The organism is Chryseobacterium sp. 27AL, from assembly GCF_057815395.1.
Window position 1 is genome coordinate 1 of the sequence record NZ_JBYRIW010000020.1, and the last position, 24,623, is coordinate 24,623.

The following is a 24,623-nucleotide window of genomic DNA, read 5'->3' on the forward strand; positions in this document are numbered from 1 at the left end:
CTATAAAGATACGAAAATAAATTTCTAAAACGCAAGTTAAATAATTGATAATCAAATAATTAAATTGCTTTTTCTCAGGATAAAAAACTAAAAAAGTCGGAAGAATTTTTCTTCCGACCATGACTACTAATTTAGCCGCTATTTTTTATGTACGTTTATAAATTTTTAATTGGATAGTTTTTTGACATTGATCGTTTTGATATAATTAATCAAATTATAATCAATAATGAATAATAAATGTTGAAGGATACTTATTTCCCTAATAGATGATAAAAAATGAAATAAGCAATTTTTTAGGCAATGTATTGCAGTTTTTAGTAGTTATGATAAATTATTTTTGAATTTTTTTAAAAAAAGTAATACTATGATCGGTGAATTAATAAATTATTATTAATTTCGTTCCAATAATCAGCAAAAATAAATTTATGACAAAATTTCTACTCTCATGCTTATTGTTCTTAAGTATGATGCTAAATGCGCAGATAACATTGGGCGCAGGAAGCACGAATGTCGGAATTGCTCCGATAAGTACCTATTATGGCTATTCGTATGTACAACAGATTTTCACTAAACAGGAAATCAATGCAAATGCAGCGGGAAATATAACAGGGTTAAAATTCTATCTGGATCCTTCCATGTCAATTGATAGTTCATCGGAGTGGGTTGTGTATTTAGGACAAACTACCAAAACCTCATTTACATCAGAGTCAGATTGGGTTCCTTTAGCGCAACTTACACAAGTATTTTCCGGAACAGTAACAAATGCGAATGGTGTCATTGAAATTACCTTTGCAACACCTTTTCCTTACAACAATGTGGACAACCTGGTAGTTGCTGCAGAAGAAAATTCGGATGGTTACGACAATAACAATTATGCTGAAGTAATGTATGTATATCCAGGCGCAGCAAATTCTACAATCACTTATAGAAATGATAATGAAAACCCGGACCCGGCTTCCCCACCTGACAATGGTAATCTTCAAAATTATAAATCTGTTACTACCTTTGAAGGTTTAATACCAAATCCAATTCCTGATTGTCCTGTAGTTACCTATCCTGCAAATAACGCTACTTTTGTTCCTTTATCTCCAACCATTACGTGGAATGGTTCTCCGGGAGCGGTAAGTTATAAAGTTTCTATTGGTACAACTTCAGGTGGTACTGATGTAGCTAATCAGGTTTCTGTAACCACAAACAGCTTTACGCCATCCACTCCATTTGCATCTGATACCAATCTTTATATAAAAGTTGTAGCAGTAGGTACAGGAGGTGAATCTCCAGGATGTTCAGAAATGATGTTTACTACTGCACCGCCGGCACCTGCCAATGATGAATGTGCAACGGCAATTGCTTTAACGGTAAATCCAGATCTGAACTGCGGTACAGTAACTCCTGGTTACACCATTGGAGCCACAGATTCAGGAGAAGATCCTGATTCATGTTTCGGAACCCCTGATGATGATGTGTGGTACAGTTTTGTTGCAACGGATACAAAACATAAAATATCACTTTTAAATGTACAGTCAGTAGGAACTGAAGATGATTCCTATGTTAATTTTCAGGTATTTAGTGGAGGATGTGGAGCGTTATCAAATATTTATTGCTCATATGATACATCAAACACTATAACAGATCTTGTACCTGGAGAAACTTATCTTGTAAGAGTTTACAGTTATTCTGGTACTGGCAGTAATCAAAGTTTTGACATATGTGTGGGTACACTTCCGCCTCCGCCTGCAAATGATGATTGCGCGGGAGCTCTTGTAGCAAATACTTTCCCATTTAGCTATGATCAGAATGACGCCGAGGCCGCTACAAATAATGCAGGGATCATAGATGTTTGTGACGATTGGATGAATGATGGTACATGGTTTACTTTCGTTGGAGATGGTGATACTTTCAATATCACAGTTACGATGCCAGCAGGAAGCAGTTTTGATCCACAGATTGGCGTATATAGCGGAACCTGTTCAGCTTTATCATGTGAGGATACTGTCGATGATGCAGGATCAGGTGGTACTGAAACGCTTTCTATCTCTACGCTTGCCGGAAATACCTATTATGTAAATGTTGGTCATTGGAATGGTTTTTCTGATGAGGAGGAAGGTGCCTTTACTATTGGTATTACAAAAGGTACGCTGGGAACTTCTGACGTAAAGTCTGAAAAGAAGAGCATTAAAGTATATCCGAATCCTTTTACTGATGTAATATATATCGCTGATGCAGCCAACGTAAAATCAGTTTCTGTTTCTGATATGTCAGGAAGACAGGTAAAAGTAATCGAGAATCCTGGATCTTCAGTTAATCTAGGAGAATTGAGACAGGGAATGTATTTCTTAATTCTTACCTTGAAAGATGGTTCAAAACAAACAGTTAAAACAATTAAAAAATAACTGTATATCATACCAAAACTGAAGGCGATCTTGAATGAGATCGCCTTTTTAATTAAATTGAATATTCAATTATGTTATCTGTCTTGAGGGACAGGTTGTAAGTCTCCGGTATTAAGGCTTTCAAAAACAGCCGGGAAGAAAGTCACAAGAATAAAATAAATAACAACCATTAATACAATTAAAGAAAATAATATAACGACTAAATTGTTTGGTTTGTTTTTCTTTTTTGGTTCCATGATGTTGTGGTATTTGGTTAATAGATGATATATTAATTTTACACTAAGCCAATTTCTTGCCACACTGCTTACAATATCTTGCATCATCATCAATATCTTCATTTCCGCAACGGTCGCATATTTTTTCCAGGTTCTGTCTTTTATTGCGCATTTCGGCGGTGACTATACCCGTGGGAACTGCAATAATAGAATAACCGGCCAGCATCAAAACTACAGCAAAAAATTTACCCATGGGAGTAATCGGAGAAACATCACCATAACCAACAGTGGTAACTGTCACTACGGCCCAGTAAATTGATTGTGGTATAGTCTCAAAGCCCGGTCTGCCACCTTCCACCATAAACATCAACGAACCTACGATTACTGAAAAAATAATTAAGAATAAAAGGAAAATATAGATTTTTCGTGAACTGTTCTTTAATGCCCTCACAATCACAGAACCATCATTCATAAAATCCATAAGGTTAAAAACCCTGAAAACCCTGAGCATTCTCAGCATTCTGAAAATCAGAAAATATTTGGTAACAGGAAAGAAAAAACTCAGATAAAAAGGAACCAGCGCCAAAAAATCAATGATTCCGAAGAAACTGAAAATATAATGACGCTTATTTTTTACAACGGCAATTCTCGAAACATATTCTGCTGAAAAAAAAATGGAAATAATCCACTCCAGAATAATAAAAGTATAGTGAAACCTTTTATCAAGCCTTGGAATGCTTTCCATCATAATGATAGCTGTACTTATCAGAATAAGCGATAGCAAAATGATATCGAAGAGTTTCCCGAGCTTTGTGTCAGAACGGTAAATGATTCTGTAGAGATATCGCTTCCACCAGGCATCTTCAGGAATAAGATTATGCTCTCTTTCCATTTTAATGTTTTTTTAAATATAACAAATTATCCTTATTTTCGTAACAAACATACAGAATAAAATGAAAATTAGAGATGTCATTTCTAAAATTGAAAAACGTATTCCCTTACAGCAGGCGGAAGATTTTGATAATGTCGGATTGCTGTGCGGATCATACGACCGCAATGTGAGTGGAATACTGGTTTGCCATGATGCCCTGGAAAATGTAGTTGATGAAGCTATTCTAAAGAACTGTAATTTGATTGTGTGTTTTCATCCGATTATTTTTTCCGGGTTAAAATCATTAACAGGGAAAAACTATGTAGAAAAAACTGTCATAAAGGCAATTGAGAATAAAGTTGCCATTTATGCGATTCATACTGCTTTTGACAATGACTTTTTTGGAGTAAACGCCGGAATCTGCCAGCAGCTGGGACTTAAGAACCTTAAAATTCTTCAGCCTAAGAAAAATGATTTGAAACAGCTTACCGTCTTCGTACCCAAAGAGTATTCAGGGCAATTAAAAGAATCTCTTTTTGCTGCTGGTGCGGGAAACATAGGATTTTATGACGAATGCAGTTTTACCATCAACGGAAACGGAACTTTTCGGCCTAAAGAAGGCTCAAATCCTTTTTCGGGGCAGCAGGACGTCAGGGAAAACGCTGATGAAGATATGGTTTCCGTTATTTTTGAAGGATATAAGCAGGGGCAGATCGTTGCCGCTATGAAATCAGCGCATCCTTACGAAGAAGTTGCCCATCAGATTTACAGTCTTGATAATACCAACCAATATACAGGACTTGGTATGTACGGAGATTTTGAAGAGCCTATGGATGAAAAAGATTTTCTGAAATTTGTAAAAGAAAAATTTAATCTTGAAGTCATCAGGCATTCAGATTTTAATGGTAAAAAAATAAAAAGGGTAGGCGTTTTAGGCGGTTCCGGAGCAAGCGGAATAAAATCTGCAATTTCCAAAAAATGTGATGCTTATCTCACAGGAGATGTAAAATACCATGATTTTTTCCTGGCAGAATCAAAAATGATGATCTGTGATATAGGACATTTCGAATCAGAACAATTTGTGACTCAACAATTATTTGAAATTTTGTCACAAAAATTTAGTACATTTGCAATCTCAAAATCTATTGAGAAAACGAACCCGGTAAATTATTTCATTTAAATATGGCAAAAACCAACGATATTTCAGTTGAAGAGAAGTTAAGAGCTTTATACGATTTGCAGATCATTGATTCTAGATTGGACGAAATCCGAAATACAAGAGGAGAATTGCCAATCGAAGTAGAGGATCTTGAAATTGAAATCGAAGGTCTTGAAAAAAGAGCTGAAAAATTTCATGCAGATATAAAGGATCAGGAAGATCAGATCAAAACCAAGCATGAAGTAATCAACCATGCAAAATCTTTAATTGAAAAATACAAATCTCAACAAGATAATGTAAGAAACAATAAAGAGTTTGAAGCATTAAGTAAAGAAATTGAATATCAGGAGCTTGAAATTCAACTTGCTGAAAAAAGAATCAAAGAATTCGGCGCTAAGATAGGCCACAAAAACGAAACTTTGGATGAGCTTAATGGGAAAATTGATGACCTTAAAAGCCACCTGAAATTCAAAAAAGAAGAATTGGAAGGTCTGGTTTCTGAAACGCAGAAGGAAGAAGAATATCTAATCGAGCAGTCTAAAGAATTTGCTGCAAAAATCGATGAAAGATTATTAGCTTCTTACAACAGAATCAGAACAAATTCTCCAAACGGTCTTGCCGTTGTAGGATTGGAAAGAGGAGCGCCAAAAGGATCATTCTTTACAATTCCACCTCAAAAGCAGATGGAAATTGCCCAGAGAAAGAAGATCATTATCGATGAGCATTCAGGGAAAATCCTTGTTGATGATGAATTGGTAATGGAAGAAAATGAAAAAATGAAATCCGTAATTAAGTTTTAATACTGATTACCATTTTAAAAATATTAAAGCTGCTTCGTTTGAGGCAGCTTTTTTTATGTCGTTACGAGTAGCGAGGCGATGAAGCAATCTTGATAATTGTTATAAAGTTTGTCATTTCCTTTTTTTGCTCTGAACGGGATAATTATAGCTCCAACAAAAAACCGCCTCAAAAAAAGCGGTTTTGTTATTTTATTCATGATGTTCATACATCTTATTATACAGATCAATAAACTTCTCTTTAATGGCTTTTCTTTTCAACTTTAGAGTAGGTGTTAAAAGGCCGGTTTCGATGCTCCATATTTCCGGAGTCAGTTCGATTTTCTTTATTTTCTCCCAATTTCCCAGATGTTCGTTGGTATTTTCTATTTCCTTTTCTATTCTTTCTTTAAGTTCTTTACTGTTTGCAATTTCCTGAGGAGTTGAGCCGATGTTAAGGTTATTTCTCATGGCCCAGCTTTTCGCAAACTCGAAATCCGGCTGTATAAGGGCGGTCGGCATTTTTTCACCATCACCGACCACCATGATCTGCTCGATAAATTTAGATGCTTTGGCAAGGTTCTCAATGGTTTGAGGAGCGATATATTTTCCGCCAGAAGTCTTAAACATCTCTTTTTTACGGTCCGTGATCTGAAGGAAACCATCACTATCAATATGGCCGATGTCCCCGGTTTTGAAGTAACCGTCTTCTGTGAATACTTCTTTCGTCATTTCGTCATTTTTAAAATAACCTTTGAAGATGGAAGGCCCTTTTACAGTAATTTCTCCGTCTTCCTGAATTTTTACCTGAACATTATCTAATGGAAGCCCCACGGTTCCTATTTTCATTTTGCCAAAAGCATTTACTGAAATTACAGGCGAAGTTTCTGTTAAGCCATAGCCTTCAAGGATAGGAATTCCTGCGTTTTGGAACATTAAATTTAATCTTGTCGATAAAGCTGCTGATCCGGAAACTAAAGTAATGATCTCGCCGCCAAGTCCTTCACGCCATTTTTTGAAAACCAGTTTATCAGCGATAATTTCCTGTAACCCGGATGGTTTGGAAACCGTTTTCTTTTTGGAAATAAGATTCAGTGCCCAGAAAAATATTTTCTGTTTCAGACCGCCGGCAGATGATCCTGTCGCATATATTTTATCATAAACCTTTTCTACAAGTCTTGGCACAACGCTCATGTAGTGAGGTTTTACTTCCTTTACATTTTCACCCATTTTTTCAATGCTTTCCGCAAAATAAATCGAGAAGCCATTATACTGGAAAAGGTAAAAAAGCATTCTCTCGAAAATATGGCAGATCGGTAAAAAGCTGAGCACTCTTGTATCTTTGTAATCAAGACCTTTTTTTCTCGGAATTCTGGGAATTGAGCCTAATACATTAGAAACAATATTATGGTGAGTAAGCATAACCCCTTTAGGTCTTCCTGTAGTTCCGGAAGTGTAAATGATAGTGGCGAGATCCTCCGAATTAATGGTATTGGAAAGATCTTCGACCTCTATCTGGGTAGAATCATCTTCACCAAGATCCAGCACTTCTTTCCAGTTTGCGGCACCACTTACATGGTCAAATGTAAAAATTCCCTGAAGGGAAGGGATGTTGTGTTTTACTTTTGTTACCTTATTCAAAAGATCCTTATCAGATAAAAAGCAATATTTGATTTCGGCATTCGTGAAGATAAACTCATAATCTTCAGGAGAAATACTCGGATATACGGGTACGGAAACCACACCGATCTGGGAAAGCCCAAGATCCATAATCGCCCATTCAGTACGGGAGTTTGTAGTAATCAGTGCAATTTTATCTCCGGGTTTTATGCCCAGTTTTAAAAGTCCGCGTGATATTTTATTCGCTTCATTGATAAATTCCTGGGTAGAAGTCTTTTTCCATTCTCCCTGATACTTAGTTACAAACATATCCGTTTTCGGGTATGCCTCTAAAGCATAATGTGGTATATCGAATAATCTTTTGATGGTCATGATTTTAAAAGTAAATAGTTAAATGATTTTAAATATAAGCATTTTTTTTAATTGGCAAAATTTAGAATTTTAAATTAACAAATAATGAAATGTATGCCAATATCTATCCATCTCAATTTAAATTTAATGAAAATTTTTAATAATAGTTTAACTGATTTATTAATTTATTAAGATTTGTTTAATATTTGATTTTCAGAAGGTAATGAGTAAGTTTTAATTCTGTTTTCAGATTTGCCCAAAAAGTGTAAATTAGCGACCATCTAATTATTCAATTTTTATGGACTTTAATTTATCGGAAGAACAGCTGATGATTCAGCAGGCAGCAAGGGATTTTGCACAAAACGAATTATTACCTGAAGTAATTGAGAGAGACCGTGACCAGAAATTTCCTGCCGAACAGGTAAAGAAAATGGGTGAAATGGGCCTTTTGGGTATGATGGTAGATCCTAAATACGGAGGTGCAGGGATGGACAGCGTTTCTTACGTTCTGGCAATGGAAGAGATCGCAAAAATAGATGCTTCGGCAGCTGTGGTAATGTCTGTAAATAATTCTCTGGTTTGTGCAGGCCTTGAAAAATTCGCTTCCGAAGAGCAAAAAGTGAAATATCTTACACCTCTTGCCAGTGGTCAGGTGATCGGGGCATTTGCTTTGTCTGAACCTGAAGCTGGTTCTGACGCTACTTCACAAAAAACCACTGCAGAAGATAAAGGAGATTATTATTTGTTGAACGGTATTAAAAACTGGATCACCAATGGTGGTACGGCTACTTATTATATTGTTATTGCACAAACTGATCCTGAGAAAAAGCATAAAGGAATCAATGCATTTATCGTTGAAAGAGGCTGGGAAGGATTTGAAATTGGCCCTAAAGAAGATAAATTGGGAATCAGAGGAAGTGATACCCATTCTTTGATCTTCAATAATGTAAAAGTACCTAAAGAAAACAGAATCGGTGAAGACGGGTTCGGATTCAATTTTGCGATGGCTGTTCTGAACGGTGGAAGAATAGGGATTGCTTCTCAGGCTTTAGGGATTGCTTCAGGAGCTTATGAATTGGCGTTAAAATATGCTAAAACCAGAAAAGCTTTTAAAACGGAAATTATCAACCACCAGGCAATTGCCTTCAAACTGGCTGATATGGCAACGCAGATTACGGCGGCAAGAATGCTTTGCTTTAAAGCGGCAGTTGAAAAAGATGCCGGAAAAGATATCTCTGAAAGTGGTGCGATGGCAAAACTTTACGCATCTCAGGTAGCAATGGATACTACAATCGAAGCTGTACAGATCCACGGAGGATACGGATATGTAAAAGAATATCATGTAGAAAGAATGATGCGTGATGCAAAAATTACCCAGATTTATGAAGGAACTTCTGAAATCCAGAAGATCGTTATCTCAAGAAGCATTGCAAAGTAATTGCTTACGATAAATGAAATAGTAAAAGGCTCTCAAAAATGGGAGCCTTTTTACTTTCACACGAACCACAAAATATTAATAATATGTTGTTTTAACACTTGTTTGATTAAATTATTTAACTGAAGTTAAATTCTTAATTTAAATTAACAGAACAAAATTAGGAATAACCCTCGTTGAAAAAACGGAATTTCGATTAAAATATTATTAAAATAAATAATACGTTATGATGAATGCTTATCCGTAGGATTTCTTTTTTTATAAAGATAATATCCGATACCCGCAATCACAAATAGTGGCCAAAGCGGAAGAATAAAAAGGAAAACAGAAGTAATGACATTCCATCCTGAAGAAATGGCGGCAAAAGATTTATCACCAAAAGTTTCGTGCTCTTTATCAACCTCAGCTTCACTTTCTTGTCCATACAAAGTAATATCAATCTCACAAAGTGTATTTTCAACGGCATTCATTCCTGAAACTTCAATGCTTTTATTTTCAACTTTCCCGAGATTATAGCTTAGATCAGACATGAGATAATCAAATTTCTGAATCGGGATTTTCACTTTCAGGTAAGCCGTTTTCTTATCATCATTCTGTAGCGAAATATTTTCGCTTCTTACAAATCCGTCGTATTTGGCGACTTCTTCTTTTACAATTTCCTTGGCGGTTTCAGCATCATTTACGGTCAGATCAAGCACTCCTTTCTTAACGAGTCGGTTTCTCTGGACATTTAATTCGTCATTCTCTTTTTTCGGCTCTTTTTTATAAATAACTTTTGTTTCCCGGATTACTTTCGGGGCAGGAACCTGTACAATAATCTTTTTTTCTTTACTGACAGTATCTTTCTTTTCGGTTTTAGATTCCAGCTTTACGGATGATATTTTATCAGATAAAGAATCCACAATTTTCGCGGTATTTTCAATATTGTTTTTGATATCATTTCCCGCCTGCTGAAAACCCCTGATCTTTACATGTGAAGAATCAACCGCATCATTTACCTGATCATTAATATCACTGATTTTTTCAGACGTTTGAGACACTATGCTGTCAGTCGAATTGGCAGTATCATCAAATTGTGATGCAGATTCCCCTTTTTTACACATAATGAACGTTCCTGATACGGCAACGAGTAAGATGAATTTTTTCATAACATTAATTTTTTTCGTTGAGGTAAAATTAGGAGCGAAATTTTCGTAAAGATTGTAAATGAAATGTATTATTGATGTAAATTTTTAATTGTTTGAATTTTAGTGTTTTGTAAAATAGAATATATTGCTTTTACAAAGTAATCCGCTTTAAGAAACTTTTTTGGAATAGCAACAAATAAAAAATCCGCAAAAAAAAACTTTCGCGGATTTTGATTGTATTTTAATATTATTTAAGCATTCTTAAATTCACTGATAAAATGCAGTTTCACATTTGGGAATTTCTCCTGTGTCATATGAATAGTAAAAGAAGAATCAGCCAGGAATACCAATTGATTGTATTTGTCCCTCGCCAGGAATCTTTGCTTCAGTCTTGCAAACTCCTTGAACTCTTCAGATTTTTCATCCGCTTCTACCCAGCATGCTTTGTGCATAGAAAGTGGCTCATAAGAACATTTTGCACCGTATTCATGCTCCAGACGGTACTGGATCACTTCATACTGAAGGGCACCCACCGTACCAATGATTTTTCTTCCGTTCATTTCAAGCGTAAACAGCTGTGCCACACCTTCGTCCATCAGCTGATCAATTCCTTTTGCCAATTGCTTGGCCTTTAAAGGATCCGTATTATTGATATATCTGAAATGCTCAGGAGAGAAGCTCGGAATTCCTTTGAAATTCAGCTTTTCACCACCCGTTAACGTATCACCGATTCGGAAGCTTCCTGTATCATGAAGTCCCACTATATCACCAGGGAAACTTTCATCCACCACTTCTTTTTTATCCGCAAAAAATGCATTAGGTGAAGAAAATTTCATTTTTTTGCCTTCCCTTACCAGCAAATAATTTTCATTTCTTTTAAATGTTCCTGAAACAATTTTCACGAAAGCAAGACGGTCTCTGTGCTTAGGATCCATATTTGCGTGAATTTTGAAAACAAATCCTGTGAATGTATTTTCTTCAGGCTTTACAATACGGGTATCGCTTTCCTTTGGCTGAGGCATCGGTGCAATATCAATGAAAGCATCAAGCAATTCACGTACTCCGAAATTATTTAAAGCCGAACCAAAGAAAACAGGCTGAAGATCACCATTCATATAATCTTCACGGTTGAATTCAGGATAAACCGACTGTACCAGATCCAATTCTTCTCTTAATGTATTCGCCGCTTTTTCACCAATAACCTCATCGATAGAAGTGTCGTTAATGTCATCAAACTTAATAGAGTCTCCAACCTTCTGTTTCTTCTCCTCCAAAAACAACTGGATGTTGTTTTCCCAGATATTATAAATACCCTGGAAATCACTACCCATACCGATCGGCAATGAAAGCGGACAAACTGTAAGACCTAATTTTTGTTCCACCTCATCCAGCAGGTCGAAAGCATCTTTCCCTTCACGGTCAAGCTTATTGATGAAAACCAGCATCGGAATGTTTCTCATTCTACATACCTGTACCAGCTTTTCCGTCTGTTCCTCGACCCCTTTCGCAACGTCAATCACAACGATCACCGAGTCAACGGCAGTTAAGGTTCTATAAGTATCTTCTGCAAAATCTTTGTGTCCGGGAGTATCCAGGATGTTGATCTTGTGATCTCTGTATTCAAAGGCAAGTACTGAAGTGGCTACCGAGATTCCTCTCTGTCTTTCAATTTCCATGAAGTCGGAGGTAGCCCCTTTTTTTATTTTGTTGGATTTCACTGCACCCGCTTCCTGAATCGCCCCTCCGAAAAGCAACAGCTTCTCCGTAAGAGTCGTCTTTCCTGCATCGGGGTGGGAAATAATCCCGAAAGTTTTTCTTTTCTCTATTTCTTTGATTAAGTCTGACATATCGTATTTTGAAGTTGCAAAAATCGTAATTTTTAATGGAATGTGAAAATCAATTTCATACACGGTCCTGCTTGTGAATTTTTATGCAATATTCTCAACATTACTTTTGCAGATACTGTGACAAATGTAAAGAAATACATATTAAGGCATTGTCCGAAGTTATTATTCAACTTAGTATTTCATCAATAAGTTTACGCCTTTGCTTATCTTAAAAATGTGTGGCATAGTAAATTAAAAATTCTTGTCTTATTTTGCGATAAAAAATAATCAGATCAAATTTATCCATTTAAAGTAAAAATAAAATATCTCAGTATTCTTCTGATTAAGATAAAATTATAAGTCCATATCCGCATAATAAACGGCCCCTTTTCGATGCCACATTATCGGAAACATAAAATAAACTTATCAAAAACGTTTATCTTTGTTAAAATAATCTTAATATAAAGCATGGAAAACAGCAGATATCCACAGTTTACATTTACATGGGTAGGGGGACTCGTCCTGTTGGCAGGAATGGCAGTTGGAACAACCGCCGTTTCTTTTTTTAATGTTTTCTGGATGTTTACCTTCAAAGAAAATCTCCAGTACAAAGACTGGTTCTTCATGCTTACCAACGCAGCAGGATTTCTTACCGCAATCGCTTTTTTTGATTTTTTGATTGTAAGAAGAACCACCGGCAAAAAACTCAATTTCAATTTCTCACCTACTAATTTTTACACCTACCTGCTTATATTTCCCATGATGATCGGAATGATGTTTATCTCAGAATTCATCACATCACAGATTCCTACTACAGGGCCGTTTTTCGGAAAATATTATGAATTTTTCAATCGATTGATGGATCAGCTTACTTTTAATCCAGTTGTAATGATCATTACCGCTGTCATCTGCGCGCCCATTTTTGAGGAAATTGTTTTCCGTGGAATCATTCAGAAAGGATTAATGAATAAAGGAGTAGAACCGTGGAAAGCCATTATCTTTGCTTCAATTATTTTCGGCTTAGTACATGGAAATCCGTGGCAGTTTGTAGGCGCCGTTCTGTTAGGCTGTGTCCTTGGTCTTGTTTATTATAAAACAAAATCTCTGTTACTGCCGATGCTGCTTCACAGTTTTAATAATTTATGCTCTACCATCCTTATTATATATACTAAAAATGAAAGCTTTTCAGATGCTTTTAAAATTTCAGAATGGATCATACTTACGATAGGAATCGTACTTTTTTCACTATTTTATTATCTTTTTACAAGGAAATATAAAGTGCATTATGCTGAAATTTAAATAAAAATATTCTGGTACAATAATCGCATAATTGTGTACTTACATTTAAAAAATAAAGTTTAAAAATAAAAAGAATGGAATTACTGGTTGCCACCCACAACGTACATAAAAAAGAAGAAATTCAGCAAATCTTAGGCGAAAAATTTATTGTTAAAAGTCTTACCGATTACGATATTCACGAAGAAATTGTGGAAGATGGCGATTCTTTTAATGCCAATGCTCTGATCAAAGCTAAATATTGTTTTGAGAAAACCGGAATTCCAAGTTTGGGCGACGATAGCGGACTGGTGGTGGAATCTTTAGACGGTAGACCCGGGATATTTTCCGCACGTTATGCCGGGGATCACGATTTTGCAAAGAATATTGAAAAAGTATTGAGCGAAATGAAGGGTATTGAAAATAGAAAAGCTTACTTCATCACTGTTTTGTGTTACTATGATGAAAACGGTGCAAAATACTTTGATGGCAGAGTACACGGAAATCTTCTTGATGAAAACAAAGGTTTCAAAGGCTTCGGTTACGACCCCATTTTCGTTCCGGAAGGATATGATAAAACTTTTGCCGAAATGAATCCTGAAGATAAAAATAAAATAAGTCACCGAAAACAGGCGTTAGATCTCTTTCTGAATTTTCTTAAAGTAAAGAAATAATTCGCTGTAATTAATTCTAAAAGGAATTTATTGCAGCCATTAAATACATTTTCTAAAAGTTGTTGGAAATTCTGATTAATTTATTTTCTTTATTAAAAGTGAAAATAGTAGGATATATTATTGAAACTCCAAGCTTAAAGTCATTTTTAAAATTATTATTAGTATCATTTAATAAAATAATCCTATGATTTAATAATAACTTGTTGAAAAAAAATTTAGATGTTTGCATTTGTTTTTCAGAAGTAATAATGATATACGTCTTATTCATATTTAAGTTTTTATTGATATTATTAATAGTAGTTTCACAACTGCCACAATTCGTAGAGACATATGCAATAATAGTTTCTTTGCTTTTCGGAATATCATTATTCGTGAAAGGGAGATTATTTTTCACATTGCTATAACAAAAAATTGGAATTTCATTCGTAAATCTTATGAATTTATTATAAAATATTAAACCCAATATAAAGATAACTATTAAAATAAGAATTGCATTAATATACTTCATCATTTTTTATCACATTTATTTTTGAGATAATGTTTTTTAAATCTTTGCTAAATATTAATTCACCTTTTTTGTCAATTCTTTTTATTCTATAATTATCCAATAATAAATCTGCTTTTATTTCAGATATTGTTATTTTATTTTCTTTTACCTGATAAAGAATTGTTGCCTCGTCTCTTGTTATATCAAATATAACTTCAGAATCTGTGTTTTTGCTAATACTAGTAAATGTTTGTTTTACATTATGAGTTGGAGCAATATTATTCTTGTAAATAGATTTTGGTAGAAGCGTCGTTTTATCTAAAATAATTACAGCTTTTAAATTTGTACTTTTTGAATAGCATGTCACTTGTAACATACCTTCAATTTCTCTCATTTTGTAAGTATAATCTTTAAAATAATTAAGATAATTGTATTCTGGGTAATTATAAAGATGATTAAGAGTATTTTCTGAAATTTCAGGATTGAATTCAAAAAATTTCACATCTTTATAAAAAGATTCTTTTGTGTTTTTCGGATATTTTTTCTTTTTAAAATAATCAAACGTAAAATCCGAAGACTGTAATTCTGATATTTTTTCATAATCTACAGTTAGCAAGAGATTAACATTATAACTTCCGAAATCTTTATAGTATTTTTTGTACTGTTTTTTAGATTCTTTTATGGTTTCAATAATTTTTTCATTGGAAAAAGATTTTATGAAGACGGTATCTATGAGCAATTCTTTTTCTTGGGAGGATGCTCTTAAAAAAAATATAAAAAAAATAATTACTAAAATGTTTTTCATCAGATATATTTAAATTTTTAATTAAAATTCTCTGCTCGTTTTAGAGCAGAGAAAACTTTTAAGGGAACCAAGTCCATCCGCTTCCTTGAGTGGCTTCTCCATTAGATAATCCCCATCACCACATGCTTTGTTGCAATGTTCTACAATTCCTAAGAAACTCCAACAATGACATTGTTGTGGTCTTCTGTCTGTTTCTTCCGCTTTTAAAAATTGCACTGACAAAAGTAATGCTCCAGCAGAAAAAAGTAGTGTTACCTTCTTTTCAAGAAATTTTTTCATTTCCTATGTATTTTTTATATCATCCTACTTTCAGAATTTTAGGTCGCTGTTTCAGATTTCCGACCACCACATTTTGTAGTGATACAAAACTATTGATAGGCTTTTATGAATTTATAACAAAAATACCCCTTTATAAAAACAATTATTTACCAGAAATAAAAAAATCATAATTTTGCGATTAAAACCAAATGATATGAATATAGGTAATACTATAAGAAAATTAAGAATTAACGCAAGTAAAACACAACAAGAAATTGCAGACTTTTTAAATGTGGATCGCAGAACATATGCGAAATGGGAAGAAGGAATTACTGATGTGAAAAGCGGTCTCATTCCTAAAATTGCTGAGATTTTCAATGTTAAAATTTCTGATTTATATAACGAGAGGAAAGAAATTGAAAGAAAAAAGAATTTGGATAAAAATATCATTATTGTGGTTACGGATAATGATATTGTTGAAAAAATACTTAATCTGGTTAATGACACTAGCAAAAAATAAAAAATTATTTTCAATGTAATCATGTTTAAATATAGGTTATCCTAGATTTGGATTAAGTGAAATGTTCTGAGTGAACATATATCCTCAACCTTACTCTCAATCTCAGCCTTATTCTTAACCTAAATTCCTTACATTTGTTTAATAATAAACGATCGATTTGAGTACTTATTTAACGATATTAGGCTTTAACTCAGCAATTCCGACTATTAATTCTTCTCCTACCGCACAGCTCCTGGAAATGGAAGAAAGATCTTTCCTGATCGATTGCGGAGAAGGTACCCAGGTTCAGCTGAGGAAAGCAAAAGCAAAATTTTCAAGGATAAATCATATTTTCATCTCACATCTTCACGGGGATCATTGTTTTGGGTTGCCGGGACTTATTGCGTCTTTCAGGCTGCTGGGAAGAGAAACACCACTCCATGTTTACGGGCCGAAAGGAATTAAAAAAATGCTGGAGACCATTTTTACGATTACTGAAACCCATCGTGGTTTTGAAGTGGTTTATCATGAGCTTGATAAAGATTATTCGGAAAAGATTTATGAAGACAACAGGGTAGAAGTATATACCATTCCTTTGGATCACAGGATTTATTGTAATGGCTATCTGTTTAAGGAAAAACCGAAAGAAAGACATCTCAATATGCAGGAAATATCAAAATATAAAGAGATTGAAACCTGCGATTATCATAATATTAAAGCCGGGAAAGACTTTGTGCTTAGTGACGGATATGTTCTTAAAAATGAAATTCTTACGACAGACCCCATTCCGCCTGTTTCTTATGCTTTCTGTAGTGATACAAGATATTTGGAAAGTGTAATTCCTATCATAAAAAATGTGACGGTTCTTTACCATGAATCTACTTTTTTACATGATTTAAAAGAAATGGCAGATTATACAGGGCATAGCACTGCTCTCGAAGCGGCAACCATTGCCAGAAAAGCAGATGTCGGGAAGTTGATTTTGGGACACTTTTCCAACAGATATGCAGATCTTACGGTTTTTACTGATGAAGCTCGAACTATTTTTCCCAATACCTTTCTGCCCAAGGCATTGGAAGCTGTGAAAATTTAAAAAATGATGTTGAAGTTTGAAGAATTAAAAATATTCTTGGATGAAAAGGCAGATCAGTATAACGATCCTGAGTTTATAGAAAATGATCCGATACAGATTCCGCACCGTTTCAGTCTGAAGCAGGATGTTGAAATTGCAGGTTTTCTGGCGGCAACCATTTCCTGGGGAAACCGGAAAGCGATCATAAAATCAGCCGAAAAAATGCTGGAGATTATGGGAAATTCTCCTTATGATTTTGTAATGAATTATTCGGAAAAAGATCTCAGTGATATTAAAAATAAAAGTATACACCGAACGTTTAACGGGGAAGACTTTGTTTATTTTACAGAACAGTTTAACAGAATTTACAAAGAAAATAAAAGTCTTGAAAATCTTTTTACAATAAATGAATCGGAAACGAATTTCCTTCATGCTATTGAAAGATTCAGAAGCAGTTTTCTCGGAAGCGAAAAGCACAGGAGCCACAAACACGTAAGTTCGCCCTATAAGAATTCATCTACAAAAAGGATTATTATGTTCCTCCGTTGGATGGTGCGTAAAGATAAGCGTGGTGTAGATTTTGGTATCTGGGAAAATATTGATCAGAAATATCTGTCGATTCCCCTGGATGTGCATACCGGGAATATTTCCCGGAAGCTAGGACTGATCACCAGAACACAGAATGACTGGAAAACGGTAGAAGAGCTTGATCTTGTCATCAGGAAATTTGATGAAAATGATCCGGCAAAATATGATTTCGCACTGTTCGGGTTAGGAGTTACTAAAGAATTATTATAAAAGCTGAGCACAATGAAAAAGTACGAAGAAAAAACTGAGGTTTTAGAAAGAATTGCCAACGGTATTACCTGGTGGATAGGTTCAATCCCATCCCTTATTGCGCATACACTGTTTTTTATCATTTCATTTCTGTTGCCGTTAATTGGACTTGTAGAATTTGATAAAATGCTGCTGATTCTTACCACAGTAGTATCATTAGAAGCAATTTATCTTGCCATTTTCATCCAGATGTCAGTCAATAAAAGTCATGAAAAAATTGAAGACATTCAGGAAGATATTGAAGACATCCAGGAAGATATTGAAGAGATCAGCGAAGATATAGAGGAGATCAGTGAAGATATTGAAGAAATTAATGAAGATATTGAAGATATTCAGGAAGATATTGAAGAGATCAATGAGGATGAAGATGAAGACGATCATAGTGAAAGAGCAAAAAATGTTATGCTTAAAAGTAATGTGAGCTCCAATAAAAATGAGATTAAAGTTTTAAAAGACAAGATTCAGGAGCTTCAGAATAAAATTGATGAACTGAAAAATGAACAATAACATAAAATTGTAGTTTTGACGAAATAACTCTAAAAAAAGACTGATAAAAATTTAGTCTTTTTTTTATTATTGCAGATATATTATCTGATATGTTATGAATTATCGAACAGATTGAATTTTTAACATAAATCTTTCTGTTTTTTAATAAAATTTAATCATAAAATTATTATTTTTGAACAAACAACAACAAAATGTTAAATTATAGACTAAAAAACTACTTCTTATTTTTAGTATTGCTTTTTGTTTCGGGGTCTGCCATCGCTCAAAAGGCGTCCAGAAAAAATGGTAAAGTGAAGCTGACCTCTGAAAGTATGAAAGCGGGTGCTTTTATTGATGTAAATGTGGCATCTTATACACAATCATCTTATACACCACAACAGCTGGTTCAACAGGTTCTTATTAACGGACAGTCAAGCTGTGCAACACCGAGTGTGAATAACGTAACGATAAGTCCGGATCAGCCAGTTACCAACAACAATAGATTTTGGGGATATTTTCATAAGGGTACCACCAATTTTCCATTTGAAGATGGAATTGTTTTAACTACAGGATACGCTAGGCAAGCTGGGAATACGGCGATTTCCTCAGATCTTGAAGGAACAATTTCAATGAGCGGAGATGCCGACCTTGCTGCTGCTACAAATACCAATATAGGTAGTCAAAGAGATGCTGTCGCTTTAGAATTTGATTTTGTACCCAACTCCAATCAGGTAAAATTCAATTATATCTTTGCATCAGAAGAATATTCCGGATTTTTTCCTTGTAGTTTCTCAGATGCTTTTGCTTTACTTATAAAGCCGGTAGCAGGAGGTCCTTATACTAATATAGCTATTCTTCCTGGGGCAGGAGGTCCTGTAAGTGTTACCAATATTCACCCTCAGAACAGTTTTACTGGAAGTGATATGGGGTGCGGTGCACCTAATGTTGCCTTTTTCGGAGGATATAATACTTCAAGTATTGAAACCAACTATAATGGTAGAGTAGTGCCTCTAACTGCAATTGCCGATGTAACGCCGGGGGTTGCTTATCATTTTAAAATGGTATTATCCGATTATACTGACCAACGATTAGATTCTGCTGTTTTTCTTGAAGGAGGATCTTTCGATATCGGGATTAAAATTGTAGATCAAAACGGAGTTGTTTTGCCGGATACGGTAAATATGTGTGACAATACACCACAAGTATTGACAGCATTGCTTACTGCAGCGCCGGGAATGACATTCCAGTGGTATAAAGACGGAGTTGCCATCAATGGGGCTACCAATATTTCTTATACGGCAACTTCTCCAGGTGCTTATGAGGTGAAAGTTGCAGTTCCGGGGAATCAGTGTCCTGCTTCTGCGGTTATTACCATCGTGGGAGGAACTACACCGCCGGCCCAAAATGCTACTTTAAAGCTTTGTACAACGCCTTCTGTTTCTGCATTTAATTTAAATGATGCAAAAACTTTGATCACGACTTCTACAAGCGCTGTTTTACATTATTATGTTAATCAGGCAGATGCTGTTGCTCAAAACAACAATTATCTGAGCGATGCTGCAGTAAGCAATTACAGCGGTACCGACGGACAGGTGCTCTATGTTGTAGTTTCCAATGGAGCATTTTGCAGCAAATTAGTTACATTAACGTTGAAGAAAGAAGCAACACCTGTTGCTCAGCTTACGGCTACCAAGATGAAAATTTGCTTAGGAGAATCTACCACTTTAACTGCTGCAAACGGAGTGACTTATGAATGGACGGGTTCATCAGTAACGGGTGCTACGCGTACTGTTTCTCCGACTCAGACAACAACATATTCTGTTTATGCAATCGGCGCACAGGGATGTAAATCCCTACAGCCGGCATCCATTACCATAGAAGTCGTTCCTGCAATTACGTCAAATCTTTCAGGTGGAATGATCTGTCAGAGTGATGTCATTACACTGGATGCAGGAGCAGGACCAAATTATACTTATCTGTGGAATACAGGAGATACTTCACAGACGATTTCAGTAGGAACTCCGGGAACATATTCCGTAACAATAAACAATGGTGTTTGTTCTAAAGTATATACAACACAGGTAATCCAGGCTATTATTCCTGAAATTATCGATGTAAACTATAATGAAAACGGTACCATGATCCTTACTGCGAGCAATCCAAGTAACGGACCACTGGAATACTCTATAGACAATGGGCTTACATGGCAGAATTCAAATACATTCAGTAATGTACCGAGAAATACAGTTGTATCGATCAGAGTAAGAGTAAAGAAAACAAGCTGTGTAGGATTCCTGGAATATTTCACTTTTGTTATGCAGAATGTAATCACGCCAAATGGTGATAATATTAATGATATTATTGATTTCAGAGGTGTAAATCAGAATAAGGATTTCAAAGCATCCATCTTCGACCGTTATGGAAAAGAAGTATATAAAGCAAGTGGCCTTCAGCCATACTGGGATGGTTACTTCCAGGGAAAACGTCTGCCGACTTCATCATATTGGTATCAGGTGAGTTTTGAAGATCCGGCAAGTAAAAAACCAGCCTTGAAAACAGGATGGATTTTACTTAAAAATATAGAATAAGACAATATCAATATTCAAAGAAAGACCGACAATTTGTTGGTCTTTTTTTCGTTGTTAAATATAATTGAATTCATATTTTAAAATCAGCCGTATTGTATTAGTAATAATGTAATTTATGCTGAATTGATATTCAATCAAAAAAAATAGTATTTTTGTTTAAAATAATATAAAAATGTTAAATAGGAGGACAAGAAATTTACTTTTGGCTTTGCTTTTAATTTTTACACAATGCTTTGTTGCTCAGGACAGGCAGAGCAAAGGTATTGTTAAAAAACCTACCGCTCAGAGTATGAAAGCAGGAGCTTTTATTGATGTAAATGCCGCCGGATATCCAGAATCAAATTACAGTATTACACAATTGGTAAAAGACGTTCTTATCAGTGGTGGTTCCACATGTTCCGCTGCCAACGTGAGCAATGTGGTTGTTTCTCCGAATTTAGCAGTTACCGATCAAAACAGAAGTTGGGGATATTTTAATAAAGCAGCAACCAATTTTCCATTTGCAAAAGGTATCGTCCTTACAACAGGATATGCCAGAAAGACAGGAAATAATTTTCAGGGAACTTTAAGTGATGCGCTTCCTTCAGGAGGTGATCCCGATCTCGCAACAGCCCTGAATGTAAATAACACAAATTTAAGAGATGCAACCTATATAGAATTTGATTTTGTGCCGGCTTCCACAAAAGTGACCTTCAGGTATCTGTTTGCGTCTAAAGAATATCAGAGTAATTTTACATGTAATATCTCGGACGGTTTTGCATTATTACTTAAAAAAGTAGGAGATCCTTCTTATACCAATTTAGCATTGCTTCCAAGTGGTGAGCCTGTAAGCGTTACCAATATCATTCCTGCCAACTTGCCTTGCGGCCCTAAAAACGTTCAGTATTTTGCGGGAATGAATAATCCTCAGATTGAAACCAATTTTGACGGACGTACAGTTCCTTTAACAGCAACTGCAACAGTAATTCCCGGTCAGACCTACCATTTTAAAATGGTCTTGGCAGATTATCAGGATTCAAATTTCGATTCTGCAGTTTTTCTTGAAGCGGGATCTTTTGATATTGGTGTTCAGATTTTAAACCCTGCCGGAGTAGAACTGCCTTCATCCATTAATGTATGTGACAATGCGCCGCAGGTTCTTACAGCTTCAGTTCAGGGAGGTGGGGCTACGTATCAATGGTTATTGGGAAATAATCCTATCCCTGGAGCGACTGGTTCATCTTATACCGCAACACAGCCGGGAGTGTATACCGTTCAGGTATTTTTACCGGGAAATACATGTCCGGGAACAGCTTCTGTAACAATTGTGGGCGGAACTTCGCCAACCGTACAGAATGCAACGCTCACCGCATGTTACACGCAGGGAAATGCAACATTTAATCTTACCACTGCTCAAACCTCGATAAGTACAACACCAGGTGCTACTTTTGCTTATTATCTTAATCAGTCAGACGCGTTAGCTGGTAATGGCAATACGATTACAAATACTACGGCTTTCCCAAGTGCTGGCCAGACCGTATATGTGCTCGTTAAAACAGGATTCTGTTCAAAAGTTGCGCAATTACAATTAGTTAAAGCTCCACAGATAACCGCAAGTATTGCTACACCACCGGTCTTGACCTGTACAAATTCACAGATCACACTGAATGCTTCAGCATCAACATATCCTGCAGGTTCTACATTTGCATGGACAACAACAAACGGAAATATTGTTTCCGGCGCAAATACCCTGAATCCGGTTGTAAATACGGCGGGAGTTTACACATTAACGATTTCAAATACATATCAGCCGGGAAATTTAACGTGTACAGGAACAGCAAACGTTACTGTAACCGGTGACAGCGCTCCACCGACTACGGGCTTAACGGCTTCTAAAGTTTTAATATGTTCCGGTGAATCTGTTACGTTAACGGCGTCCGGCGGAGCTACCTATAACTGGGTTGGCCTTACCGGTAACGGAAGTACCCAAACTGTTTCACCAACGACCACAACTACGTATACTGTTACAGCTGTTGGTGCAAACGGATGCGTGTCTCAAACACCAGCAACGGTTACGATACAGGTTTCTCAGCCGATTACCGTTCAGAATGCTACTTTATTTAAATGTTATCAGGCAGGGGGAATTAATTATAATTTAACGGAGGCACAGTCTCAGATCACATCAGCTCCAGGTGTTACATTCTCCTATTACTTAAATGTTGCAGATGCTAATGCCGGGAATACCAACACTATAAATAATACGACATCATTCAACAGTGCAGGAAACCAGACAATCTACGTTCTCGTTGTCAGCGGTGGATGTCGATATGTTGTGAACTTACAGCTTCTGGCAACCCCTGAAACTACTTTAACGATTGCTCAACCTCAGCAAATCACCTGTACAACATCACAAATAACATTAAATGCATCTGCTTCTGTGATTCCTACGGGTTCTACTATTGCATGGACGGCAACCGGAGGAGGAAATATTGTTTCAGGAGCTAATACATTAACGCCTGTTGTAAGTGCAGGTGGTGTTTACACATTAACAGTAACGAATGTTAATCAACCTGGAAATTTAAACTGTTCATATACGGCAAATGTAACCGTAATACAGAATACTACGCCTCCTGTAGTAAGCGTTACAGCGCCGGTATTGCAAATCTGTCCTGGAGAATCTGTTACATTAACAGCTTCCGGAGGGGCTACTTATAACTGGGGAACTCTTCCGGGTAATGGAAGTACTCAGACAGTATCTCCTTCTAATACTACGGTTTATACGGTTACAGCGGTAGGAGCAAATGGATGTGTATCATCAAATACAGCCACGATTACGATCGTAGTCGGGCCACCTGTCGCGGTACTCGCAGCATCGAAATCCAAGATTTGTGCAGGTGAATCCGTTACATTAACTGCTTCCGGCGGGGTTACCTATGAATGGGTAGGCTTGCCGGGTAATGGAAATACCCAGGTGGTATCTCCAACGGCTACTACGATATATTCTGTATATGCCTTAGGTGGAAATGGCTGTAAGGTAGATAATCCTACATCAATTACCATTCAGGTGGTTCCTGCTATTGAGTCGACATTAAAAGATGTATATGCCTGCGTAGGTGATTCAGGAATTCTGGATGCCGGTTCCGGACTAAACTATACATACCTTTGGAATACAGGGGCTACTACACAGACGATATCTGTGAATACACCAGGTACATACTCTGTAACGATCAGTAATGGTACGTGTTCTAAAGTATTCAGTGCTCAGCTGATCAACCCTACGCTTCCTCAATTCAGCAATGTGGCTTATGATAATCATGTTTTAACATTATCAGCAACAAACCCTACTGGCGGTAGTTTAGAATATTCTGTAGACGGAGGGGTGACGTGGCAGGCTTCAAATATTTTCTACAATATTCTGGATAATGCCAATTACAATCTTATGGTTAGGGTAAAAGATGCCAAGTGCGGAACTACACTGTCATTCTTCACATTTGTCGTGATAAACGCGATCACTCCGAATTCTGATGGGAAGAACGATAAAGTAGATTTTTCCGGAATCAGTCAGTACAACAACTTTGCGGCTTCTATATTCGACAGGTACGGACAGGAAGTTTTCAAGGCCAGCAAAAACGAAACAAGCTGGAATGGTTTGCTTAAAGGAACGCTTATACTTCCAACGGCTACTTACTGGTACCGTGTACAGTGGGAAAACCCCGCCAGTAAAAAGCTCGAGCAGCGTAGTGGATGGATTTTGTTGAAAAATAGAAATTAACGATTATAAATTATGTTAACCTCTCAATTTGGGAGGTTAATTTGCTTTTTCAATATAAAAATGTTAAATGTATATGTAGTATTTATAAAAATAAATTAAATTTGTTGAAACAATTTAT

General features: G+C 36.0%; 18 protein-coding genes. 12 read left to right on the forward strand and 6 right to left on the reverse strand.

Features of this window, described 5'->3' with window-relative positions; genetic code table 11:
- Positions 1-425: 425 nt before the first annotated feature.
- Positions 426-2,393, forward strand: a complete 1,968-nt coding sequence (locus AC3WV0_RS17450; RefSeq protein WP_488847371.1) for a T9SS type A sorting domain-containing protein — start codon at positions 426-428, stop codon at positions 2,391-2,393.
- A gap of 279 nt (positions 2,394-2,672) precedes the next feature.
- Here AC3WV0_RS17450 and AC3WV0_RS17455 read toward each other — a convergent pair whose 3' ends face one another.
- A complete protein-coding gene (locus AC3WV0_RS17455; RefSeq protein ID WP_488847372.1) occupies positions 2,673-3,500 on the reverse strand; it encodes an ion transporter in 828 nt (275 codons plus the stop codon).
- Positions 3,501-3,561: 61 nt separating this feature from the next.
- Between AC3WV0_RS17455 and AC3WV0_RS17460 the strand changes: the two genes are divergently transcribed.
- Entirely contained in the window at positions 3,562-4,659 is a 1,098-nt protein-coding gene (locus AC3WV0_RS17460) for a Nif3-like dinuclear metal center hexameric protein (protein ID WP_488847373.1), read from the forward strand.
- 2 nt (positions 4,660-4,661) lie between these two features.
- The gene (locus AC3WV0_RS17465) at positions 4,662-5,438 is read left to right on the forward strand and encodes a zinc ribbon domain-containing protein (RefSeq protein WP_488847374.1); all 777 of its coding nucleotides are present in this window, start codon (positions 4,662-4,664) and stop codon (positions 5,436-5,438) included.
- Between the two features lie 189 nt (positions 5,439-5,627).
- On the opposite strand, the gene AC3WV0_RS17470 is transcribed toward AC3WV0_RS17465, so the two are convergent.
- Positions 5,628-7,406 carry an AMP-dependent synthetase/ligase gene (locus AC3WV0_RS17470; RefSeq protein ID WP_488847375.1) on the reverse strand — a complete coding sequence of 593 codons (1,779 nt, stop codon included), beginning with the start codon at positions 7,404-7,406 and terminating at the stop codon, positions 5,628-5,630.
- Positions 7,407-7,683: 277 nt separating this feature from the next.
- Between AC3WV0_RS17470 and AC3WV0_RS17475 the strand changes: the two genes are divergently transcribed.
- The gene (locus AC3WV0_RS17475; RefSeq protein WP_089999387.1) at positions 7,684-8,823 is read left to right on the forward strand and encodes an acyl-CoA dehydrogenase; all 1,140 of its coding nucleotides are present in this window, start codon (positions 7,684-7,686) and stop codon (positions 8,821-8,823) included.
- Positions 8,824-9,044: 221 nt separating this feature from the next.
- Here the strand turns inward: AC3WV0_RS17475 and AC3WV0_RS17480 are convergent, their stop codons facing one another.
- Both AC3WV0_RS17480 and AC3WV0_RS17485 read right to left on the reverse strand, forming a co-directional pair.
- Positions 9,045-9,968 carry a DUF4349 domain-containing protein gene (locus tag AC3WV0_RS17480; protein ID WP_488847376.1) on the reverse strand — a complete coding sequence of 308 codons (924 nt, stop codon included), beginning with the start codon at positions 9,966-9,968 and terminating at the stop codon, positions 9,045-9,047.
- Positions 9,969-10,198: 230 nt separating this feature from the next.
- The gene (locus AC3WV0_RS17485; RefSeq protein ID WP_488847377.1) at positions 10,199-11,794 is read right to left on the reverse strand and encodes a peptide chain release factor 3; all 1,596 of its coding nucleotides are present in this window, start codon (positions 11,792-11,794) and stop codon (positions 10,199-10,201) included.
- Positions 11,795-12,241: 447 nt separating this feature from the next.
- Here AC3WV0_RS17485 and AC3WV0_RS17490 point away from each other — a divergent pair, with 447 nt between their 5' ends.
- Together AC3WV0_RS17490 and rdgB are read left to right on the forward strand one after the other, a co-directional pair.
- A complete protein-coding gene (locus tag AC3WV0_RS17490; protein ID WP_488847378.1) occupies positions 12,242-13,072 on the forward strand; it encodes a CPBP family intramembrane glutamic endopeptidase in 831 nt (276 codons plus the stop codon).
- 74 nt (positions 13,073-13,146) lie between these two features.
- The gene (rdgB, locus tag AC3WV0_RS17495; protein WP_488847379.1) at positions 13,147-13,722 is read left to right on the forward strand and encodes an RdgB/HAM1 family non-canonical purine NTP pyrophosphatase; all 576 of its coding nucleotides are present in this window, start codon (positions 13,147-13,149) and stop codon (positions 13,720-13,722) included.
- Between the two features lie 494 nt (positions 13,723-14,216).
- Here rdgB and AC3WV0_RS17500 read toward each other — a convergent pair whose 3' ends face one another.
- Both AC3WV0_RS17500 and AC3WV0_RS17505 read right to left on the reverse strand, forming a co-directional pair.
- Positions 14,217-15,014 (reverse strand): hypothetical protein, encoded by a 798-nt coding sequence (locus tag AC3WV0_RS17500; RefSeq protein ID WP_488847380.1) that lies wholly within the window; start codon positions 15,012-15,014, stop codon positions 14,217-14,219.
- A gap of 21 nt (positions 15,015-15,035) precedes the next feature.
- Positions 15,036-15,293, reverse strand: a complete 258-nt coding sequence (locus AC3WV0_RS17505; RefSeq protein WP_488847382.1) for a hypothetical protein — start codon at positions 15,291-15,293, stop codon at positions 15,036-15,038.
- 193 nt (positions 15,294-15,486) lie between these two features.
- Here AC3WV0_RS17505 and AC3WV0_RS17510 point away from each other — a divergent pair, with 193 nt between their 5' ends.
- From AC3WV0_RS17510 to AC3WV0_RS17535, 6 genes are all read left to right on the forward strand, one after another.
- On the forward strand, positions 15,487-15,792 hold the full coding sequence (locus AC3WV0_RS17510; protein ID WP_488847383.1) for a helix-turn-helix domain-containing protein: 306 nt from the start codon (positions 15,487-15,489) through the stop codon (positions 15,790-15,792).
- Between the two features lie 157 nt (positions 15,793-15,949).
- Positions 15,950-16,864: a ribonuclease Z gene (locus AC3WV0_RS17515; protein WP_488847384.1), complete on the forward strand. Its 915-nt coding sequence runs from the start codon at positions 15,950-15,952 to the stop codon at positions 16,862-16,864.
- A 6-nt stretch (positions 16,865-16,870) separates the two neighbouring features.
- The gene (locus AC3WV0_RS17520) at positions 16,871-17,641 is read left to right on the forward strand and encodes a TIGR02757 family protein (protein WP_488847414.1); all 771 of its coding nucleotides are present in this window, start codon (positions 16,871-16,873) and stop codon (positions 17,639-17,641) included.
- A 12-nt stretch (positions 17,642-17,653) separates the two neighbouring features.
- Positions 17,654-18,187: a DUF1003 domain-containing protein gene (locus AC3WV0_RS17525; RefSeq protein WP_488847385.1), complete on the forward strand. Its 534-nt coding sequence runs from the start codon at positions 17,654-17,656 to the stop codon at positions 18,185-18,187.
- Between the two features lie 191 nt (positions 18,188-18,378).
- Positions 18,379-20,754, forward strand: a complete 2,376-nt coding sequence (locus tag AC3WV0_RS17530; protein WP_488847386.1) for a choice-of-anchor L domain-containing protein — start codon at positions 18,379-18,381, stop codon at positions 20,752-20,754.
- 172 nt (positions 20,755-20,926) lie between these two features.
- On the forward strand, positions 20,927-24,505 hold the full coding sequence (locus AC3WV0_RS17535) for a choice-of-anchor L domain-containing protein (RefSeq protein WP_488847387.1): 3,579 nt from the start codon (positions 20,927-20,929) through the stop codon (positions 24,503-24,505).
- The last annotated feature ends 118 nt before the right edge of the window (positions 24,506-24,623 follow it).

What these genes read in the sequence shown, in the direction of transcription:
- AC3WV0_RS17485 (WP_488847377.1), bottom strand. Translation starts at nt 11,794, where the DNA reads ATGTCAGACTTAATCAAAGAAATAGAGAAAAGAAAAACTTTCGGGATT.
- AC3WV0_RS17480 (WP_488847376.1), bottom strand. Translation starts at nt 9,968, where the DNA reads ATGAAAAAATTCATCTTACTCGTTGCCGTATCAGGAACGTTCATTATG.
- AC3WV0_RS17450 (WP_488847371.1), top strand. Translation starts at nt 426, where the DNA reads ATGACAAAATTTCTACTCTCATGCTTATTGTTCTTAAGTATGATGCTA.
- AC3WV0_RS17460 (WP_488847373.1), top strand. Translation starts at nt 3,562, where the DNA reads ATGAAAATTAGAGATGTCATTTCTAAAATTGAAAAACGTATTCCCTTA.
- AC3WV0_RS17490 (WP_488847378.1), top strand. Translation starts at nt 12,242, where the DNA reads ATGGAAAACAGCAGATATCCACAGTTTACATTTACATGGGTAGGGGGA.
- AC3WV0_RS17475 (WP_089999387.1), top strand. Translation starts at nt 7,684, where the DNA reads ATGGACTTTAATTTATCGGAAGAACAGCTGATGATTCAGCAGGCAGCA.
- AC3WV0_RS17500 (WP_488847380.1), bottom strand. Translation starts at nt 15,014, where the DNA reads ATGAAAAACATTTTAGTAATTATTTTTTTTATATTTTTTTTAAGAGCA.
- AC3WV0_RS17535 (WP_488847387.1), top strand. Translation starts at nt 20,927, where the DNA reads ATGTTAAATAGGAGGACAAGAAATTTACTTTTGGCTTTGCTTTTAATT.
- AC3WV0_RS17455 (WP_488847372.1), bottom strand. Translation starts at nt 3,500, where the DNA reads ATGGAAAGAGAGCATAATCTTATTCCTGAAGATGCCTGGTGGAAGCGA.
- AC3WV0_RS17520 (WP_488847414.1), top strand. Translation starts at nt 16,871, where the DNA reads ATGTTGAAGTTTGAAGAATTAAAAATATTCTTGGATGAAAAGGCAGAT.
- AC3WV0_RS17470 (WP_488847375.1), bottom strand. Translation starts at nt 7,406, where the DNA reads ATGACCATCAAAAGATTATTCGATATACCACATTATGCTTTAGAGGCA.
- rdgB (WP_488847379.1), top strand. Translation starts at nt 13,147, where the DNA reads ATGGAATTACTGGTTGCCACCCACAACGTACATAAAAAAGAAGAAATT.
- AC3WV0_RS17525 (WP_488847385.1), top strand. Translation starts at nt 17,654, where the DNA reads ATGAAAAAGTACGAAGAAAAAACTGAGGTTTTAGAAAGAATTGCCAAC.
- AC3WV0_RS17530 (WP_488847386.1), top strand. Translation starts at nt 18,379, where the DNA reads ATGTTAAATTATAGACTAAAAAACTACTTCTTATTTTTAGTATTGCTT.
- AC3WV0_RS17505 (WP_488847382.1), bottom strand. Translation starts at nt 15,293, where the DNA reads ATGAAAAAATTTCTTGAAAAGAAGGTAACACTACTTTTTTCTGCTGGA.
- AC3WV0_RS17510 (WP_488847383.1), top strand. Translation starts at nt 15,487, where the DNA reads ATGAATATAGGTAATACTATAAGAAAATTAAGAATTAACGCAAGTAAA.
- AC3WV0_RS17465 (WP_488847374.1), top strand. Translation starts at nt 4,662, where the DNA reads ATGGCAAAAACCAACGATATTTCAGTTGAAGAGAAGTTAAGAGCTTTA.